Annotated in this window: 18 protein-coding genes; 3 read left to right on the forward strand and 15 right to left on the reverse strand. The window is 62.2% G+C overall.

Annotated elements, in window-relative coordinates; all coding sequences use genetic code 11:
- Positions 1-3 precede the first annotated feature (3 nt).
- Together ACYQ4Z_RS01330 and ACYQ4Z_RS01335 are read left to right on the forward strand one after the other, a co-directional pair.
- Positions 4-228 carry a DUF2788 domain-containing protein gene (locus ACYQ4Z_RS01330; protein WP_119334537.1) on the forward strand — a complete coding sequence of 75 codons (225 nt, stop codon included), beginning with the start codon at positions 4-6 and terminating at the stop codon, positions 226-228.
- Positions 210-1,532: a diguanylate cyclase gene (locus ACYQ4Z_RS01335; RefSeq protein WP_459859800.1), complete on the forward strand. Its 1,323-nt coding sequence runs from the start codon at positions 210-212 to the stop codon at positions 1,530-1,532. Before ACYQ4Z_RS01330 ends, ACYQ4Z_RS01335 begins: the two co-directional genes overlap by 19 nt.
- Positions 1,533-1,556: 24 nt before the next feature.
- Here ACYQ4Z_RS01335 and ACYQ4Z_RS01340 read toward each other — a convergent pair whose 3' ends face one another.
- Positions 1,557-2,612, reverse strand: coding sequence for a 2Fe-2S iron-sulfur cluster-binding protein (locus ACYQ4Z_RS01340; protein WP_219972255.1), 1,056 nt, complete (start codon positions 2,610-2,612; stop codon positions 1,557-1,559).
- A gap of 73 nt (positions 2,613-2,685) precedes the next feature.
- Complete coding sequence (locus tag ACYQ4Z_RS01345) at positions 2,686-3,711, reverse strand: hypothetical protein (RefSeq protein ID WP_119334540.1); 1,026 nt, start codon at positions 3,709-3,711, stop codon at positions 2,686-2,688.
- Between the two features lie 215 nt (positions 3,712-3,926).
- On the opposite strand from ACYQ4Z_RS01345, the gene ACYQ4Z_RS01350 reads away from it, so the two are divergent.
- A complete protein-coding gene (locus tag ACYQ4Z_RS01350) occupies positions 3,927-4,628 on the forward strand; it encodes an NUDIX hydrolase (protein ID WP_119334541.1) in 702 nt (233 codons plus the stop codon).
- On the opposite strand, the gene ACYQ4Z_RS01355 is transcribed toward ACYQ4Z_RS01350, so the two are convergent.
- From ACYQ4Z_RS01355 to paaK, 13 genes are all read right to left on the reverse strand, one after another.
- Positions 4,595-5,248 (reverse strand): hemerythrin domain-containing protein, encoded by a 654-nt coding sequence (locus ACYQ4Z_RS01355; RefSeq protein WP_459859802.1) that lies wholly within the window; start codon positions 5,246-5,248, stop codon positions 4,595-4,597. The two genes, ACYQ4Z_RS01350 and ACYQ4Z_RS01355, sit on opposite strands and share 34 nt — an antisense overlap.
- Positions 5,249-5,264: 16 nt before the next feature.
- On the reverse strand, positions 5,265-6,014 hold the full coding sequence (locus ACYQ4Z_RS01360) for an ABC transporter ATP-binding protein (RefSeq protein ID WP_233467994.1): 750 nt from the start codon (positions 6,012-6,014) through the stop codon (positions 5,265-5,267).
- A 12-nt stretch (positions 6,015-6,026) separates the two neighbouring features.
- Positions 6,027-7,880 (reverse strand): branched-chain amino acid ABC transporter ATP-binding protein/permease, encoded by a 1,854-nt coding sequence (locus tag ACYQ4Z_RS01365; RefSeq protein ID WP_119334544.1) that lies wholly within the window; start codon positions 7,878-7,880, stop codon positions 6,027-6,029.
- A complete protein-coding gene (locus ACYQ4Z_RS01370; protein WP_459859803.1) occupies positions 7,880-8,911 on the reverse strand; it encodes a branched-chain amino acid ABC transporter permease in 1,032 nt (343 codons plus the stop codon). Before ACYQ4Z_RS01370 ends, ACYQ4Z_RS01365 begins: the two co-directional genes overlap by 1 nt.
- Before the next feature lie 101 nt (positions 8,912-9,012).
- A complete protein-coding gene (locus ACYQ4Z_RS01375) occupies positions 9,013-10,167 on the reverse strand; it encodes an ABC transporter substrate-binding protein (RefSeq protein ID WP_459859804.1) in 1,155 nt (384 codons plus the stop codon).
- A gap of 99 nt (positions 10,168-10,266) precedes the next feature.
- Positions 10,267-11,478, reverse strand: a complete 1,212-nt coding sequence (gene pcaF / locus ACYQ4Z_RS01380; RefSeq protein WP_219972252.1) for a 3-oxoadipyl-CoA thiolase — start codon at positions 11,476-11,478, stop codon at positions 10,267-10,269.
- Positions 11,475-12,179, reverse strand: coding sequence for a TetR/AcrR family transcriptional regulator (locus tag ACYQ4Z_RS01385; protein ID WP_219972251.1), 705 nt, complete (start codon positions 12,177-12,179; stop codon positions 11,475-11,477). Before ACYQ4Z_RS01385 ends, pcaF begins: the two co-directional genes overlap by 4 nt.
- Positions 12,180-12,201: 22 nt before the next feature.
- Entirely contained in the window at positions 12,202-13,269 is a 1,068-nt protein-coding gene (gene paaE, locus ACYQ4Z_RS01390; RefSeq protein ID WP_219972250.1) for a 1,2-phenylacetyl-CoA epoxidase subunit PaaE, read from the reverse strand.
- 7 nt (positions 13,270-13,276) lie between these two features.
- Positions 13,277-13,786 (reverse strand): 1,2-phenylacetyl-CoA epoxidase subunit PaaD, encoded by a 510-nt coding sequence (gene paaD, locus ACYQ4Z_RS01395; RefSeq protein WP_219972249.1) that lies wholly within the window; start codon positions 13,784-13,786, stop codon positions 13,277-13,279.
- A complete protein-coding gene (gene paaC / locus ACYQ4Z_RS01400) occupies positions 13,780-14,613 on the reverse strand; it encodes a 1,2-phenylacetyl-CoA epoxidase subunit PaaC (RefSeq protein ID WP_219972248.1) in 834 nt (277 codons plus the stop codon). The genes paaD and paaC overlap by 7 nt, the downstream gene beginning before the upstream one ends.
- 10 nt (positions 14,614-14,623) lie before the next feature.
- Entirely contained in the window at positions 14,624-14,935 is a 312-nt protein-coding gene (gene paaB / locus ACYQ4Z_RS01405) for a 1,2-phenylacetyl-CoA epoxidase subunit PaaB (RefSeq protein WP_119334552.1), read from the reverse strand.
- 24 nt (positions 14,936-14,959) lie between these two features.
- Complete coding sequence (paaA, locus tag ACYQ4Z_RS01410; protein WP_217125784.1) at positions 14,960-15,976, reverse strand: 1,2-phenylacetyl-CoA epoxidase subunit PaaA; 1,017 nt, start codon at positions 15,974-15,976, stop codon at positions 14,960-14,962.
- A 70-nt stretch (positions 15,977-16,046) separates the two neighbouring features.
- A complete protein-coding gene (gene paaK / locus ACYQ4Z_RS01415; protein WP_217125785.1) occupies positions 16,047-17,369 on the reverse strand; it encodes a phenylacetate--CoA ligase PaaK in 1,323 nt (440 codons plus the stop codon).
- Between the last annotated feature and the right edge of the window lie 8 nt (positions 17,370-17,377).

Raw genomic sequence — 17,377 nt, forward strand, 5'->3', positions numbered from 1 at the left:
GCGATGGGTGAGGACCTGATTCTGGGGCTGACGTTCGAAGAGTGGGAGGAGTGGGCGCTGCGCATCCTCATTCCAGCGTTCATTCTCTACATGATCTTCATCATCGGTAACCTGGCGTGGAAGTCGAAAGCCGGCAAATACGGGACCTTGTGGCTCTTCGTCGCGCTCGGTGTCGGGTTCATCGGGTTCATCGCCAAGGGGATCATCGAATGGTTCATGACCCATTAGCGGACGAGGGACCGCTCCACGCGCTCTTGGTGGACCCAGGCGAGGCGTCGGGAAAGTTCCTTGCGCGCACCCTGGACCGATTCGGATTGCGAATCCACCGCGCTTATGACGGTACGAGCGCACTCAGAATGGCCGGTGAGATCCGGTTTGATGTGGTGCTCACCACCTATGTGTTGCCCGACGACGATGGGATTTCGCTGGCGGCGAAACTCCGCCCGTGGCTCAAGGAAGCGGCGCCGGTGGTGATGGTTACCTCCGAGAATGACCAGGCGTTGCTGGAGCGCGCCTTTCGCAATGGGGTCACCGACGTCTTCACGCGCGACGACTTGGCGCAACTGGAAAACTTCCTCAACTATTTCCTCGCCCACCGCACCGATATGCTCGCGGGCGCGTCGCTGTTGTTGGTCGAAGATTCGCCGTTGCAGCAGCGCAGCCTGCAGGCGATCCTTGAGCGGCGGCGCTATCGGGTGGAAACGGTGGGCAGTGTCGCAGCCGCACGTGCGGCAATGACGCAGAACGAATACGAACTGTTCGTGATCGACCTCGTGCTCGCCGATGGCGAGAGCGGCTTGTCCCTCATTCGGCAGCTGCGTCGCCGTCCGGAAGATTTCGTCCTCAATCCAATCATCGTTTTGACGGGCTTTCACGATACCGCGCGCAAGAACGAACTCTACCGCTTGGGGGTGAACGATTACGTGGTCAAACCCCCGCACGACGTCGAGCTCTTGGCACGGGTCCACAATTTGGTCCTGATGCGCCGCCTCTACCTCCAGGCGCGCGAACGCGAACGGCTACTGCAGGTGATGGCGGTGACCGACAAACTCACCGGTATTCCCAACCGTCACGCGTACGAAGACGTGGCGCGCCGCTATTTCGAACGCGCAAAGCGCGATGGCAAGCCGCTTACGCTTCTGGTCGTCGATATCGACCGTTTCAAGCGGATCAACGATACCTTCGGACATGCTTACGGCGACAAGATCCTTATTGAGGTAGCACAGCGCATTGCCAAATCGGTGCGCGCAAGCGATTTCCTCGCCCGTTTCGGCGGGGAGGAGTTCGTCGTTTTGCTGCCCAACTGCGATCTTGCCCATGCGGCGAAGAAAGCGGAACGGATCCGGCGGGATATCGAGCAGCACGTGCGCGACAAAACGGGCGAATCCGTTACGGTGAGTATTGGCGTAGCGGAACTCGCGCCGCAAAAAGAAACGTTCGACGAAGGGTTTGCGCGTGCTGACGCCGCGCTCTATGCAGCAAAGGTGCAGGGGCGCAACCGCGTCGAAGTTGCCGCCCCGGTCTCGCGTTGATCGCGCGCGTATCGGTGGCGGTGCCTACGCGGAGAGCATCGCGTCCGCGGGTGCGGTTGCGGGTAGGGCTTGCCCGAAGAAGCCTTCGGTGTGGATGCGTGCCTCGGGGGCGCCCAACGCCAGCGCCGCTGCCCGGCAATCGGCAACGAATTCGGGGCTTCCCGCGATGAAGACCGAATAGGCGGAAAGGTCGGGGAAGTGCTGGGGTAGGAGCGCAGGGATCCGTCCGTGCCAGTAACCTTCGGCGGTTTCGCGGGTGAGTGTTGCCTTGTAGGTGAAGTTGCGGTGTTTCGTTTCCCAATACGCCATCATCCCCAGTGCATAGCAATCGGCGCGCGTGCGGCCGGAGTGGATCAACGTCACCGGTTTGCGGTAGCCGCGTCGCAACGCCGCTTCGGTGAGCGCGAGCACCGGCGCGAGCCCCGTGCCCGCAGTGAGACACAGGACCGGCGTTTCTGCAGAAGGGTCGCCGATGAAGGTGCCGTAGGGGCCGTCGATCTTGACGATTTCGCCAACTTGAAGCTGCTCTGTAGCCCAGACGCTGGTGACGCCCCCGTCGATCTTTGCGATTTGCAATGCCAATTCCCCGTCGGGGCGCGGTGCATTCGCAATCGAATACGAGCGCGCTGGGTATTCGCCCCGCAGGTCGGAGAGCATCACGTACTGCCCAGGCCAGTACCGCATCGGTTGACCGACGGGGCGGAGGCGCAGTTCGACGACACGGGGCGTGCGCACGATCCGGTCGACGACGACAAAGCGTTGGTTTTCCCGCGGGGGAAAGAGTTTGGGTTTGGCGTCCGCGGTGCCCCATTCGATCACCAGGACTTTGGAAAGCGGTTTCGCCATACACATCAGGCCGTACCCTTCCCGGCGCTCGTCTGGCGAAAGCGCCATGTCGAGCACGACCCCTTGATCGAACTGCCCTTCCCGCACTTTGACTTTGCATTCGCCGCAAGCGCCAGCGCGGCAGTTGTTGGGCAGCGCATAGCCCGCTTTTTCCAGCGCGGTGAGGACGGTGTCGCCCGGTGCGCAGACCACCTCGCGGTTGGACGGGTAGAGACGAATGACCGTGGGTTCCATCGTGGGCTCTCCTGGGACGACGGGCGCCATAGGGCGCCCGTGACAATGGGTTGTTCGTGGTGATTGGGGAGGATCAGAAGACCGGGATGATCGACGCCATGTCGACCTCGCTCACCTCTTCGCCCGAGATACCGACCTCCGGGATCGCGGGGAAGGGGATCCCGTAGCGGTCGAGCACCCCTTTGAGGTTGAGGATCGCGTTGCGCCAGTTCTCTTTCTTCGCCTCATAGGTAGGAATGCCGAAACCGGCTTGCCGTGCGACCTCTTCGGCTTCGCGCTGCGTCGGGATGAAGTCTTCGGGCAGATCCCAGAACTCCATCGGCGGTTCGAAGAGCACCGCCGAGAGGAAGAGGTACCCAGCGCGGATCTGTTTGGTGACGAGCGCTTTGTCCTCGACGGGGAGTTTCGGATAGTCACGCTCCATCAACGCCATGCAGATCGCCATGTGGCGCCCTTCGTCGCGCCCGATGTTGCGGAACGCCTCTTTGAAGACCAGTTCGCGGCTGTTGTCGTGCATTTGCTTGAAGATAGTCGCCGCAGCGATTTCGCCCATCAGGAACGAAGAGAAGAGCACCGCGAGCGAATACTTCGGCACCGCGTTCTTGTACCCGTTCCAGTAGCGGCCACCGTTGTAGTAGAGCCATTTCGCGTTTTTCTGTAGCCGTTTGCCGAGTTCCGTCTTGGGTTGATAGGTGAGCGGGTCGTGGTGATCGAGGAACTTCTTGATCGCCAGACCGCACATCTGCTCGTGGTTCTGTTCGTCACGGGTGATCGAGAAGAAGCAACGGCGGACCGGATCTTCTTCGTGCTCTTCGTAGGTCTTGATGAGCGCCGACGCAAAGACGGGCGGTGCCGAGGCGTCGAAAACCGAAAGGAGCGTCCACCAGTAGCCGATCGCTTCGCGCTCTTCCCAGCTGTAGGAGTCGACGTCGAGGGTATCCCACGGCAATTTTTTCGGATCCCAGTTTTCGCGTTGCGCGGCGTCCCAGATCTCTTCGAGCTTCATCGTCTGGGCGTGCCACGACAGCGGATAGACGTTGGGTTGTGGGGTTTGCGGCGGAAACTCCATTTTCAGCGCGAGTTTTTCGTTGTGTGCCATCGGACTTCCTCCTTGTGTGTGGGTTGTGCGGGTTCAAAAATCGCAAACTGATTTGCGTGTGTTGAATTTTATGCCGATGCGCCCAATTTTTCTTTGATCTAAATCAAAAAACATGCAAATAATCCGACCGGTCGGTCAAAAATAAGCGTAAGCGGTGACGGTGGGGGGAATGCTATACTGCGGAAACCCAAGCAAAGTGGGACGAATAGGGTGCAATGAGCGATCCAGAGCGGCAATCCGGGCAGGGTGGAATTGGCGATACGGAGCAGGGTGGAGCCGGGTGGACACCCGAAGCGATCCGATCCGCGTTGCGTCTGCCACACACGTTTCCGGGGCCCTACGGTGATGATGGGGCGCGGGCCGAGCGTTGGCTCGCTGCGGTATTGGCCGTATTGACCCCACACCCCGAGCAGGGCGTTTCGGTGCTGCTGACGCGGCGCACCCCCCATCTCTACCACCACCCGGGGCAGATCAGTTTTCCTGGGGGCCGAGTGGAGAGGGGGGAGTCACCGGAACAGGCCGCGTTGCGCGAAGCGCAAGAGGAGGTCGGGCTTGCCCCCGAACGGGTGACAATCCTAGGTGCGCTTCCAGACTATGTGACCGTAACCGGTTACCGGGTGACGCCCTTGATCGCGTGGAGCGATGCGCTGGGACCGCTCGCACCCGATCCGTTCGAAGTGGCGGAGGTTTTTTTCACGCCACTTGCCCATTTCGCAGACCCCAACCGCTATCTGCGCCTGAGTCTCATCTATGACGGCCAACCGCGTTACTACTGGGCTGCGCCGTGGCGCCACTATTTCATCTGGGGCGCCACCGCGGCCATGTTGCGCCAGTTGGCGTTGCGGCTGGCTGCTTGTCGGGCGGGCGCGTCGGGTTCCCTTTCTCAAGATCGCGCTTCGGGTTCCTCTTCCGGATAAGGTCCTGCACCCAAACCGATGGGGGGCGGGGCATGCCGGACCAGTTTGTCGAAGATCGCTTGCCACTCGTCGCGCGTCGTGGTTCCGACCATAGGATCGCTGCCGCCTTGACGCCACCCTTCGGCGACCCATGCCCAGTCTTCAGGGGTGAAGTGGCGTTCGGCAATCGGTAACACCTCGCGCTCCTCGGTCATCATGTGCTGACGGTAGAAGTGGGCGTAGCGGTCGAATACGTCACGGAAACGGTCGAAACCGCCCGGTTCACGGCTTGCGAAGGCGTGCAGCGCCGCCTCGAGCTCGGCGATGCGCTGTTCCGCTGCGGCGTGCTCTTTTTCGAGACGGGCGATCACCGCGTCCGCTTCGCTCGTTTTTTCTTTGAGCCGGGCGAAGAGGTAGCGATCTTCGTTGGGGTGGTGGCGCCGTTCGGGGTATTCGGTAAGGTAATAAAGCATCGCGCGCAGGAGGCGAAAGTCCGGTTCGATCCGGCCAGCGCCGATTTCGTCGAGCAGGAAACGGAGCGCGTGCAATACCGCGGCAAGCGCCAGGTGTTCGTCTTCGATGAGCCGCCACGCGCCATGAAAGCGCTGTGCAGCGTCGGCGTTCACGTTTTTCGCGTTCATCGGCAGATCCTTTTGCTTACACCGCAGCCAGTTTTTCTTGACGTTTGCTCATGCCCAGGTAGGTTTCGATCACCTGCGGGTCGTTCGCCAGCCGCTCTGCAGGCCCTTCCAGGGTCATTTCACCGGTTTCCAGCACATAGCCGTAGTCGGCAACTTGCAGCGCGGCGCGGGCATTCTGTTCGACCAGAAGGATCGATACGCCTTGTTCGCGCAGCCGCGCGATGGTGCGGAAGATCTCGCGGATGATGAGCGGCGCGAGCCCCAGAGAGGGCTCGTCGAGCATCAGGAGCTTCGGTTTGGCCATCAACGCACGCCCCACCGCCAGCATCTGCCGTTCGCCCCCCGAAAGCGTCGCCGCCAGTTGATTCCGGCGCTCTTTGAGGCGGGGGAAGAGTTGGTAGACTTCGTCGAGCGTTTCGGGGATCGAGCGATCCCCTTTACGATAGCGCTGGAACGCACCCAGAATGAGGTTGTCTTCGACGCTCATTTCACCGAAGAGTTCGCGCTTTTCGGGAACGAGTGCCATGCCGCGCTGCACCAAGTGTTCGACGTCGGGCACAGGGACAGCTGCTCCCGCGAAATGGATCGTTCCTTGGCTGGGCAGTAGCCCCATGATCGCGGAGAGCAGGGTCGTTTTTCCGGCACCGTTGGGACCAATCACGGTGACGATCGACCCGGCGGGAACAGTAATCGAGACCCCGTGCAGCGCTTCGACCTTGCCGTAGCGCACGTGGAGGTTTTCGACCGAGAGGATGGTGTCGTTCATCGCAGGCACTCCTTACTGCACGCCGCCCAGGTAGGCTTCGAGCACACGGGGGTCTTGCTGGACTTCGTCCGGTAACCCTTCGGCGATCTTGCGTCCGAACTCCATCACGACGACACGGTCGGCCAGGTTCATCACGAAGTCCATGTCGTGTTCGACCAAGAGAATGCCGATGCCTTCGGCACGCAGCGCTTTGAGGAGCTCCGCGAGCGCGGCCTTTTCTTTATGGCGCAGCCCTGCGGCCGGTTCGTCGAGAAGCAGCAACGACGGATCGCTCATCAGCGCGCGGGCGATTTCGACGATCCGCTGTTGGCCAAGCGCCAACGCGCCGGCTTCGGTGTGGAGGTACGCTCCTAAGCCGACCCGTTCGATCTGCCGCCGCGCTTCCGCGAGAATCCGCGCCTCTTCCCTCCGTTCCAGATGGAGCATCGCGGGGAGGACTCCCGCGTGGGTGCGCAGATGGGCGCCGATTGCGACGTTGTCGAGTACCGAAAGGTTGGGGAGTAGCCGAACGTGCTGGAAGGTGCGGCTCATTCCCAGCGCGGCGATTTCACGCGACGGTTTGCCGGTGATGTCGACGCCGCGGAAGGTGATCTTTCCTTCCGTTGGGGTATCGACGCCCGAAATCTGGTTGAAGAAGGTCGATTTGCCGGCGCCGTTCGGGCCGATGAGCGCGAGGATCTCTCCCGCATGGATGGTCAGCGACATCTTGTCGTTCGCTACCAGCCCTCCGAAACGGCGGGTGACCTGGTCCGCTACCAGCAATACCTCGCCGCGTTGCGGTTTGGCTTGGCTGGGAAGCGCCTCGGCCGTTTCAGGCATCCAGCGCGGCGTCGCTTTCACGGGGGCGTAGCGCCGCAGGATCGGCCAGATGCCGTCACGCGCTTGCTGCAGCACTACCACCATCACCAGGCCGAAGACGATGAGTTCGAAGTTGCCGCTCTGCCCAAGGAGCTGCGGCAGAATGTCCTGCAGCCACTGTTTGGTCAGGGTGATGATTACCGCCCCCAAGAGCGCGCCCCAGAGGTAGCCCGCACCGCCGACGACCGCCATGAAGAGGTATTCGATGCCGATCTGCAGCCCGAACGGAGTGGGGTTGACAAAGCGCTGCATGTGGGCGTAGAGCCACCCCGAGAGCGCCGCAAGGAGAGCGGCAAGAAGGAATGCGGTCCGTTTGTAATGGGCGGTGTCGACCCCCATCGCTTCGGCCATCACCACGCCCCCTTTGAGCGCCCGGATCGCGCGCCCGGGGCGGGAATCGAGCAGGTTTGCGGTGGCCCACATCGCCAGCAGGAGCAGTGCCCAGATGAGGGGATAGATCGCTTCGGGTTCGGCAAGCGTCCATGGGCCCACCGTGATCGGCGGGATGCCGCGCATTCCGGTGTGACCGCCCAGGAATTCCAAGTTACCGAAGAGGAAATAGAGGCTCAAACCCCAAGCGATCGTGCCCAGCGGCAGATAGTGCCCGGAGAGTTTCAGCGTGATCGCGCCGATCAGCAGCGCCGCGGCAGCGGTAAGGAGCAAGCCCAGGACGAGCCCCGTCCAGGGCGAAGGAGGGAGCCACGCGAACCATTCGGGGAGCTGCCCCGCGCTCACCACCGCGGTGGTGTAGGCACCCAGCCCGACAAAAGCGGCTTGCCCGAAGCTCGTGAGGCCCGCTACGCCTGTGAGCAACACGAGCCCAAGTGCCACCATCGCATAGAGCGCGATGTAGTTCATCAGAGTGACGTGATAGGTGCCCAAAAGGAACGGCGCGGCGGCTACGAGCACTAGGAACGCGATCAATACCGCCCGCGCGGGGATCGCCCCTTGGGGCGCGAGCGACGGCTTGTCCGGATGGTGAGCGGATAACGAGTTGGGCGCAGACATCACTCTTCCTCCACGTGGTGGGTGGTGAGCGAGCGCCAGAAAAGCACAGGGATGATCAAGGTGAACACGATCACCTCTTTATAGGCGCTGGCCCAGAAGGAGCTGAAGGCTTCGATGAGACCGACGGCAAGCGCACCGAGCGCCGCGATCGGGTAGCTCGCCAGCCCACCGATGATCGCGGCGACGAACCCTTTGAGTCCGATGAGAAAACCGGAGTCGTAGTAGAGGGTAGTGATGGGGCTCACCAACACCCCGGAGATTGCGCCGATCGCCGCGGCAAGGAGGAGCGTCAGCCGTCCTGCTAAATTGGGGGAGATGCCCATCAGGCGCGCCCCGTTGCGATTGACCGCGGTGGCGCGAAGCGCTTTACCGTAGAGCGTGCGGCTGAAGAACCAGGCCAGAAGCGCGATCAAAACGAGCGAGGCGCCGATTACCCAAAAGGCTTGGCCGGGGATCAGCAGCGGGCCGACGGAAAAGCGGGAATCCCAAAGCGGCGCGGTGCGATACCCTTCGGCGCCGAAGATCAAAAGCCCCAAGCCGACCAGCGCGAGATGCACTGCAACCGAAACGATGAGCAGTACCAATACGGGGGCTTCGGCAACCGGCTGGTAGAAGATCCGGTAGGTGATCGGTCCCATCGCGGCAATCAGCGCGACGGTGAGAAGAATTCGGGCCCATTGTGGGCTTGTCTGCCAGTCGAACGCGTACGCGAATGCCACGGTGACCAATGGCAGCGCGGCATACCAGAAAAGCGCTTCACGCCACGGAACGCTCCGGCCACGAAAATGGGCAATGGCTTCCAGTGCCAGCGCGACGCCGCCGCCAGCGACGAGGAGCCAGACGGTAGCAGGAGTTTTGCCCAATTCGAGCATCGCGAGTGTCAAAGCCCCGTATGAGACGTATTCGCCTTGCGGGATGAAGATGATGCGCGTGACGGCGAAGACCAGCACCAGGGCGAGTGCCAAAAGGGCGTAGATCGCCGCATTCACGACGCCGTCTTGCGTGAGGATGAGCGCGATTGACCAGTCCATCGCAGCGGTTCTCCTTGAGCGGGCGCAGACAACCACCGCGTTGCCCTAGTGGGGCGACGCGGCGATCGCAGTTCAATTTACCGATCGGCTGATGCGCGCTTTTATTTGACGTATTTCCAGGTGCCGTTCTGGATCTGGACCATGACGCGCGCGCGCTGATCGAGCCCGAGGTGGTCGTCTTTGCTCATATTGAAGATTCCGTGTGCGCCGGCAACGTTCTTGACGTTTTCGAGCGCGTCACGCAGCGCGACGCGGAATTCCGGCGTACCCGGCTTGGCCTTCTTGAGCGCTTCCGGCAACGCCGCGGCCAGGAGTTTCCCCGCGTCCCAGGCGTGCCCGCCAAAGGTCGAAACCGACCCTTTGCCGTACTTCGATTCGTAGGCTTGGACGTACTCCATTGCTGAAGTTTTCACCGGGTGGTCTGCAGGCAGTTGCTCGGCAACGAGCACCGGCCCGGCAGGCAAGAAGATGCCTTCACAATCTTTGCCGCAGACACGGAGGAACGCGTTGTTCGCAACCCCGTGGGTTTGGTAGATCTTACCGCGATAGCCGCGCTCCTTGAGCGTTTTTTGCGGCAGCGCCGCGGGGGTGCCGGAGCCAGCGATCAGGATCGCGTCGGGGTTGGCTTGAACGAGCTTGAGCACCTGACCGGTTACCGAGGTGTCGGTACGGTTGTACCGCTCGTTGGCAATGATCTTGAGCCGACGGGCTTCTGCCACTTCGCTGAAATTTTGGAACCACCCTTCGCCGTAGGCGTCGGCAAAACCGATGAACCCGACGGTTTTCACGCCGGAATCGACCATGTGTTCGACGATTGCCGTCGACATCTGGTGGTCGTTTTGCGGCGTTTTGAAGACCCAGTAGCGTTTGGCGTCGACCGGTTCGACGATCCGGTTACTCGCAGCAAACGAAATCATCGGCACTTTCGCTTCGGCAACGACGTCGATCATCGCGAGCGAGTTGGGGGTGATGGTCGAACCCATCACCAGGTCGACGTTGTCTTCGGTGATGAATTTGCGGGTGTTCTTCACCGCGGTGGTGGTGTCCGACGCGTCGTCGAGCACGATGTAGGTGATTTGCTCACCCGCGATCTCTTTGGGCATCAGTTCGATGGTGTTTTTTTCCGGGATGCCGAGCGACGCGGCGGGCCCAGTGGCCGAAACGTTCACGCCCACTTTGACTTCGGCCCAGGCAGCACCTGCGGCGAACGCAACGCCCAATGCAACGGTCAGCGATTTGAGAAAAGGTTTTTTCATGACACGTCTCCTCATTGCCTCCAAGTTGCCCGCTCTGACCCGGCGGGGATGGGGTGGCTCTAAATTACCACATATCAAATAAATTTGACAATATCTAATTCAGGCTTTTTCGAGCAACATCGCGATCCCTTGCCCGACGCCGATGCACATCGTCGCCACCGCCCAACGGCCGTCGCGGGCGTGAAGGGCGCGCGCCGCAGTGAGCGCGAGGCGCGCGCCCGAGGCGCCAAGCGGGTGACCGAGCGCGATCGCGCCACCGTGGGGGTTGACGTGTTCGGCGTCGTCCGGTAGTCCCAGTTGGCGCAACACCGCAAGTGCCTGCGCCGCGAACGCTTCGTTGAGTTCGATCACGTCGATTTCACTCAGTCGCTTACCGGTACGCGCAAGGAGCTTTTGCGTGGCCGGCGCGGGACCGATGCCCATGATCCGCGGCGGCACACCTGCTGTGGCCATCGCGTGGATGCGGGCAAGCGGTGTGAGGCCGTAACGTTCCACCGCAGTGGCGCTGGCAATCAGGCATGCGACCGCGCCGTCATTGACGCCGGAGGCGTTCCCGGCGGTCACCGTACCGTCGGGGCGTACCACCCCTTTGAGTTTGGCAAGCGTTTCCAATGTCGTATCGGGGCGGGGATGTTCGTCGATCGCAACGGTCTGCGTTTCGTCTTTCTTGCCGGTCGGGGCGTCGATCGGAACGATTTCACCCGCGAAATAGCCCGCTTGTTGCGCCGCAGCGGTTCGTTGTTGGCTACGGTAGGCGAACGCGTCTTGGTCGGCGCGGGCAATGCCGAATTCGGCTGCGACGTTCTCGGCGGTTTCGGGCATCGAGTCGGTGCCGTAGCGCTCTGCCATCAACGGATTGATGAACCGCCAGCCGATGGTGGTGTCCTCGATTTTCGCGCTGCGGGAAAACGCGCTCGTGGCTTTCCCCATCACGAACGGTGCGCGGGTCATGCTTTCGACGCCACCCGCGATCATGAGCTCGGCATCGCCCGCGACGATCGCGCGTGCCGCGGTGCCGATCGCATCGAGCCCCGAGCCGCAGAGGCGGTTGATCGTGCTGCCCGGCACTTCGACGGGCAACCCCGCTAGGAGCGCCGCCATGCGGGCGACGTTGCGGTTGTCTTCACCTGCTTGGTTCGCGCAACCGAAAGAGACGTCGTCAAGCGTGGCCCAATCGATTTGGGGGTGACGGGCAACGAGTGCCCGGATGACGTGCGCGGCCATGTCGTCGGGGCGGACATGCGCGAGCGCCCCCCCGTAGCGCCCGAAAGGGGTTCGTACGCCGTCGACGAGATAGACAGGTTCTTTCATCGTGGATCTCCAACCAAATGGGTCACGGGATCAGGGGAAAGGGGATGTTGCGAAGACAACGCAGCGGAAACGGCAGAATTGGCCGTGTGGGCGTGCGCGGCTGCGGGGACGCCGCGCAAAAAAAGCTCGATGACGAGCGGGGCAAGGTCACGATGGGTGAGCGGCCCGTCCGGTCGCAGCCAGGTGAAGGTCCAGTTGATCATCCCGAAGAGGGTCATGGTGAGTGCCGAGACGGTGGTAGGGGAGGTATCGTGCGGGACGAGCGCTGCGATCACCCGTTCGAAGCCGTGCACCACCTGACGCTGTTTGGTGCGGATGACTTCGGCAAGCTCCGTGGGGAGGTGTTTCACGTCCTGCACCAGCACGATGTGGCGGTGCTGCGCATGAGCGTACTCGTCGAGAAACGCGGTGATGAGGGCAGCGAGTGCCGCTTCGGCTTCTTGGGGTGTGGAGAGCGACCGGTTGGCCAGCGTCTCACGCACGAGCGTGCAGAGCCGTTCGACGTGGGCGTCGGCAACGTCGAAAAGGATGTGCTCTTTGTCCCGGTAATAGTGGTAGAGGAGCGCCTTGGAAACCCCGCACGCTTTGGCGAGCGTCGCCATCGAAGCCGCGTGAAAGCCCATGCGGGCAAAGAGCATCGCGGCTTTTTCGAGGATCGCTTCTCGCTGCTCTTCGAAGTTGGGGCTGCGCGTGCGGGCCATGGTGTCGGCATGACTCCTTCGTTTAGCGTTCGTCGAAGCTGAGTGTCACCTGCTCGGTGAGCGGGTGTGCCTGGCAGGTGAGGACGAACCCTGCTTCGAGGTCTTCGCTTTCGAGCGAGTAGTTTTTGTCCATGCGGACCCGTCCCGCCACCACCTTGGCGCGACAGGCGCAGCAGACTCCATTTTTGCACGAATAGGGGAGCGCGATGCCTGCGGCCAACGCGGCGTCGAGGATCGGGGTGGCACCGCCGGGGTAGGGGAATTCGCGTGTGATGCCATCGACGATCACGCGGATGGTCGCAGCGGTGGCGTCTTGCGGTTCGGCGTGGGTGGGGGGCGCACTTTCGGGCGCGCCAAAACGCTCGTGGTGGATGCGATCCCGCGCGACCCCGTGCGCGAGGAGCGCCGCTTCGACGCCGTCGATCATCGCATTGGGGCCGCAGAGATAGACGATGTCGATCGCTTCGGGCTCCGGGAAAAAGGCGGAAAGGAGCGTGCGGGTTTTGGCTTCGTCGAGCCGACCTTCGAACAGGGGAAACTCTTGCGGCTCGCGGGAGAAGAGCGGAATGAGCAGAAAGCGGTCTGGGTAGCGGTTTTTCAGGTCTTCGATCGTTTCCAGGAACATCGCGCTCGCGCGGGTGCGGTTGCCGTAAAAAAGTGTGACGCGGCTCTGCGGCTCTTCCGCGAGCACCGTCGCGACGATGGAGAGGATCGGGGTGATACCGCTTCCCGCGGCAAACGCGACGAGGTGGCGTTTTGCGTCCGGGTCAGGTCGAAACTGGAATCGCCCTTGCGGCGGCAGCGCTTCCACGGTCATGCCGGGGGCAAGTTGCTGATTCGCCCAGGTGGAGAAGCGGCCATTGGGGATTTTGCGGATCCCGACGATCCAGCGACCGCTGCCCGGGGTGCTCGCCAGCGAGTAGCTTCGCCGCACTTCTTCGCCGTCGAAGGTGTGGCGCAGGATCAGGTGTTGCCCGGCGGTGAAGGCAAACGCGGACCGTAGGGGTTCCGGTACGTCGAATTCGACCGCTACTGCGTCAGGAGCCAGGCGTTCGATCTGTTTGACGGTGAGGGGGACGAAGGATTCCATGGTGGGCTCAAATCGGTTTGAAGTATTCGAAGGGTTCGCCACAGGCGCGGCAGCGCAGGAGTGCTTTGCAGGCAGTGCTGCTGAATTCGCTCAGTGGTTCCGTGTTGCGGCTGCCGCAGCGGGGACACGGGATCGTAGGGTGGTAGGTGAGTGGTGCCGCGGTTGCGCGCTTGTCGTCTGATCCCGCGCCACCGCATGAAGGCGGCGCGATGCCCGCCGCTTCGAGTTTGGCGCGGCCTTCGGCGGTGATGCGGTCGCTCGACCAGGCGGGGGTGAGCACGAAGCGGACCACCGCGTCGGGATACCCCGCTTGGGCGAGGGCGCGGCGGGTTGCTGCCGCGATCGCTTCGGTTGCGGGGCAGCCCGAATAGGTGGGGAGCAGCTCGACGAGCGGTGCGCCGTTTTCGGCAACGGTGACGCGATGCACCATCCCGAGGTCGACGATCGACAGGTTCGGGATTTCCGGATCGGGGACGGTGGCGAGCACCGCGTGGATCGCGTCTGGTGCGGTCACCATTTGCCTCCAGGATAGGCGCGCTGCAGGTATTGCATTTCAGGTAGCAGGTGGCCCATGTGTTCGCTGTGCCGCCCCCAACGGCCGTGGCTGCGAAAGGGGCTCTCTGGCGGCATGCGCAGTTGCGCTTCGGCAAGGGTCGGAGTCACCGTTTCGCGCCAAGGCGCGGCGAATTCGCCCGGATGAGGGGCGATGCCAGCTTGCGCCAAGCGGGCGTCGTCTTCGTCGCTTTCGAACCACTCGGCGGTGTACGGCCAGAGGTCGTCGAGTGCCGCCTCGGTTTTGTCGTGGGAAAGCGCGGTGCCGTCGCCCAAACGTACGACCCACCCGCCGGCGTGGCGCTGGTGGTAACGCGCCTCTTTGACCGCTTTGCCAGCGATCGCCGCGAGGTGCGGGTCGGCGCTCGATTGGAGCCGCGCCCAGAGGAGCACCATCCAGCTGGCGAAGAGGAAATGGCGCACCATGGTTCGGGCAAAGTCGCCGTTGGGAAGTTCGGTCATGGTGACGTTGCGGTATTCGTGCTCATAGCGCAGGAACGCGAGCGTATCTTCGTCGCGCCCTTTTCCTTCAAGCGCACCGGCGTAGGTCAGCAGCATCCGCGCTTGGCCGATCAGGTCGAGTCCGAAATTGGCAAGCGCCATCTCTTCTTCGAGTACCGGCGCGTGGCCGCACCATTCGCTGGTGCGTTGCCCCAGGATCAACACGCTGTCGCCGAGCCGAAGGAGGTAGCGAAAGAGCGCCGCTTGCGTTTCGGGATCATAGTCCGGAAGCGTGAGCGCGGTTTCCGCGGCAGGATCTGGTGTGGTTTGCAGCAGTTCGGTGACGAGCATCGCTAACCCCTCACATGTGGTCGACTTCGGCTGGGAGCCGATAGAAGGTGGGGTGGCGATAGATCTTGTCGGCGCTTGGGTCGAAGAGTTCGGGTTTGGCGTCCGGGTCGGAGGCGACGATCTGGTCGGAGCGCACCACCCAGATCGAGACGCCCTCTTGCCGTCGGGTGTAGAGGTCCCGTGCGAGTTCGAGCGCCATGCGGGCGTCGACCGCATGGACGCTGCCGCAGTGTTTGTGTTCGAGCCCGTTCTTGGCGCGGACGAAGACTTCCCACAGCGGCCATTCGTCGCGACGTGGGGTGTCGGTTGGAGTTTGTGTCATCGGAACGACTCCTTTTTGTATCGTTCAGGCAGCGGTGGGGTGGGTGGTAGCCCGCCGCTTTGCTTTTTCGGCATACGCTTCGGCGGCTTCACGCACCCATGCGCCTTCTTCCCAAGCGCGGCGGCGTGCGGCCATTCGGTCGCGGTTGCACGGTCCGTGGCCGTTGATCACGTCCCAGAACGCTTTCCAGTTGATCGGGCCAAAGTCGTAATGGCCACGCTCCGGGTTCCATTTGAGGTGGGGGTCGGGAAGCGTCACCCCCAGCACTTCCGCTTGTGGCACGGTGGCATCGACGAATTTCTGTCGCAATTCGTCGTTCGAGACCCGTTTGATGCCCCAGCGCATCGATTGGGGGCTGTGCACGCTTTCGCTGTCGGGGGGGCCGAACATCATCAGAGCGGGCCACCACCAGCGGTTCACCGCGTCTTGGACCATCGCTTTCTGTTCCGGCGTCCCTTCGCGCATCATCACCAGGAGCGATTCGTATCCCTGGCGTTGGTGGAACGACTCCTCTTTGCAGATGCGTACCATCGCGCGCGCGTAGGGGCCGTAGCTACATTTGCAGAGCGGAATCTGGTTCATGATCGCTGCGCCGTCTACCAGCCAGCCGATCACGCCGACGTCGGCCCAGGTGAGCGTTGGGTAGTTGAAGATCGAGGAGTACTTCGCTTTCCCAGATAGGAGCGCTTCGATGAGTTCGGTGCGGCTGACCCCCAAGGTCTCTGCCGCTGCGTAGAGGTAGAGACCGTGCCCCCCTTCGTCTTGGACTTTCGCAAGCAGGATCGCTTTGCGTTTGAGCGTCGGAGCGCGGGTGATCCAGTTCCCTTCGGGGAGCATGCCGACTACTTCGGAGTGTGCGTGTTGGCTGATCTGGCGAATGAGCGTCTTACGGTAGCCTTCCGGCATCCAGTCTTTCGGTTCGATGAAGTCGCCGCGGTCGATCTTCGCGTCGAATTCACGTTGGTAGGCTTCCGGCTCTGCCGTGGCGGGAGTCGTATTTCCCGCCTCTTTCGCGATCAGGTCCATCGCTTGGGTGTACATCGTGGGCTCCTTGTCTCTGCAGGTTAGGCGAACAGAGATTCGCCTGTTCCAGCGTTGGTAATCCTCGTGTTTATTCTTTGGGTCGCTTGTCGATCACCCGGCGCGCTTTCCCGACGGTGACCCGTTCGATCGCAAACGGATCGCCCACTTCGACCTTCGCTGAGATGCCAACAAAAGTCTTGATGAGGTGGGCAAGCGCTTTGGCCGCCTCTTCGCGGAGGTGCTCCTTGCGACCGACGCCCGCTTCGGGGTTGAGTTCGACTTTGACGGTGAGTTTGTCGAGGTGCCCCTCTTTTTCGACCACCAGCACGTAGTGCGGCGCCAGTTGCGGCACCCGCAGGATGAGCTCTTCGATCTGGGTAGGGAAGACGTTGACGCCGCGGATGATCAACATATCATCGGTGCGGCCGGTGATCTTCGCCATGCGGCGCATGCTGCGGGCGGTAGGCGGCAGGAGGCGCGTGAGGTCACGGGTGCGGTAGCGGATCATCGGCAGCCCCTCTTTGGTGAGGGTGGTGAAGACCAGTTCGCCCTCTTCGCCGTCTGGGAGGGGTTGGCCGGTGATCGGGTCGATGATTTCGGGGTAGAAGTGGTCTTCCCAGATCGTCGGGCCGTCTTTCGTTTCGATGCATTCGTTCGCGACGCCAGGCCCCATGATTTCCGAAAGGCCGTAGATATCGACCGCGTCCATATTGGTGCGCGATTCGATGTTCCGGCGAATCGCCTCAGTCCAGGGTTCGGCACCGAAAATCCCGACTTTTAGAGAGATCGAATGGGTGTCGATTCCCTGGCGCGCCATTTCGTCGAGCAGGGTGAGGAAGTAGGAGGGGGTGACCATGATGATGTCGGGTTTGAAGTCGAGAATCAGTTGGATCTGTTTCTCGGTTTGCCCGCCCGACATTGGGACGACCGTGCACCCGAGCCGTTCGGCACCGTAATGGGCGCCCAGCCCGCCGGTGAAGAGACCATAGCCGTACGCGACGTGGACCATGTCACCGGGACGGCCGCCCGCGGCGCGGATCGAACGGGCCACCAGATTCGCCCAGGTGTCGATGTCTTTGGCGGTATAGCCGACGACGGTGGGTTTGCCGGTGGTGCCGCTCGAAGCGTGGATCCGCACGATTTTTTCCCGTGGGACCGCAAAGAGTCCGAACGGGTAATGGTCGCGCAGGTCTTGTTTCGTGGTGAACGGGAATTTGGCCAGATCTTCGAGCGTCTTGAGGTCGTCGGGGTGCACGCCCTGCGCTTCACATTTCGCACGGTAGGGGGCGACGTTCTCATACGCGTGGCGAACGCTCCATTTGAGGCGTTCGAGTTGGAGCGCGCGCAGCTCATCGATGCTCGCGGTTTCGATCGGTTCGAGATCACCGGGTTGCGGTTTTTTCACGGGCATGGTGGTTT

This window comes from Hydrogenophilus hirschii (assembly GCF_054656675.1).

What these genes read in the sequence shown, in the direction of transcription:
- paaA (WP_217125784.1), bottom strand. Translation starts at nt 15,976, where the DNA reads ATGTACACCCAAGCGATGGACCTGATCGCGAAAGAGGCGGGAAATACG.
- ACYQ4Z_RS01370 (WP_459859803.1), bottom strand. Translation starts at nt 8,911, where the DNA reads ATGGACTGGTCAATCGCGCTCATCCTCACGCAAGACGGCGTCGTGAAT.
- ACYQ4Z_RS01330 (WP_119334537.1), top strand. Translation starts at nt 4, where the DNA reads ATGGGTGAGGACCTGATTCTGGGGCTGACGTTCGAAGAGTGGGAGGAG.
- paaK (WP_217125785.1), bottom strand. Translation starts at nt 17,369, where the DNA reads ATGCCCGTGAAAAAACCGCAACCCGGTGATCTCGAACCGATCGAAACC.
- ACYQ4Z_RS01335 (WP_459859800.1), top strand. Translation starts at nt 210, where the DNA reads ATGGTTCATGACCCATTAGCGGACGAGGGACCGCTCCACGCGCTCTTG.
- paaB (WP_119334552.1), bottom strand. Translation starts at nt 14,935, where the DNA reads ATGACACAAACTCCAACCGACACCCCACGTCGCGACGAATGGCCGCTG.
- ACYQ4Z_RS01360 (WP_233467994.1), bottom strand. Translation starts at nt 6,014, where the DNA reads ATGAACGACACCATCCTCTCGGTCGAAAACCTCCACGTGCGCTACGGC.
- paaE (WP_219972250.1), bottom strand. Translation starts at nt 13,269, where the DNA reads ATGGAATCCTTCGTCCCCCTCACCGTCAAACAGATCGAACGCCTGGCT.
- paaC (WP_219972248.1), bottom strand. Translation starts at nt 14,613, where the DNA reads ATGCTCGTCACCGAACTGCTGCAAACCACACCAGATCCTGCCGCGGAA.
- ACYQ4Z_RS01355 (WP_459859802.1), bottom strand. Translation starts at nt 5,248, where the DNA reads ATGAACGCGAAAAACGTGAACGCCGACGCTGCACAGCGCTTTCATGGC.
- ACYQ4Z_RS01345 (WP_119334540.1), bottom strand. Translation starts at nt 3,711, where the DNA reads ATGGCACACAACGAAAAACTCGCGCTGAAAATGGAGTTTCCGCCGCAA.
- ACYQ4Z_RS01385 (WP_219972251.1), bottom strand. Translation starts at nt 12,179, where the DNA reads ATGGCCCGCACGCGCAGCCCCAACTTCGAAGAGCAGCGAGAAGCGATC.
- paaD (WP_219972249.1), bottom strand. Translation starts at nt 13,786, where the DNA reads ATGGTGACCGCACCAGACGCGATCCACGCGGTGCTCGCCACCGTCCCC.
- ACYQ4Z_RS01375 (WP_459859804.1), bottom strand. Translation starts at nt 10,167, where the DNA reads ATGAAAAAACCTTTTCTCAAATCGCTGACCGTTGCATTGGGCGTTGCG.
- ACYQ4Z_RS01365 (WP_119334544.1), bottom strand. Translation starts at nt 7,880, where the DNA reads ATGTCTGCGCCCAACTCGTTATCCGCTCACCATCCGGACAAGCCGTCG.
- ACYQ4Z_RS01350 (WP_119334541.1), top strand. Translation starts at nt 3,927, where the DNA reads ATGAGCGATCCAGAGCGGCAATCCGGGCAGGGTGGAATTGGCGATACG.
- pcaF (WP_219972252.1), bottom strand. Translation starts at nt 11,478, where the DNA reads ATGAAAGAACCTGTCTATCTCGTCGACGGCGTACGAACCCCTTTCGGG.
- ACYQ4Z_RS01340 (WP_219972255.1), bottom strand. Translation starts at nt 2,612, where the DNA reads ATGGAACCCACGGTCATTCGTCTCTACCCGTCCAACCGCGAGGTGGTC.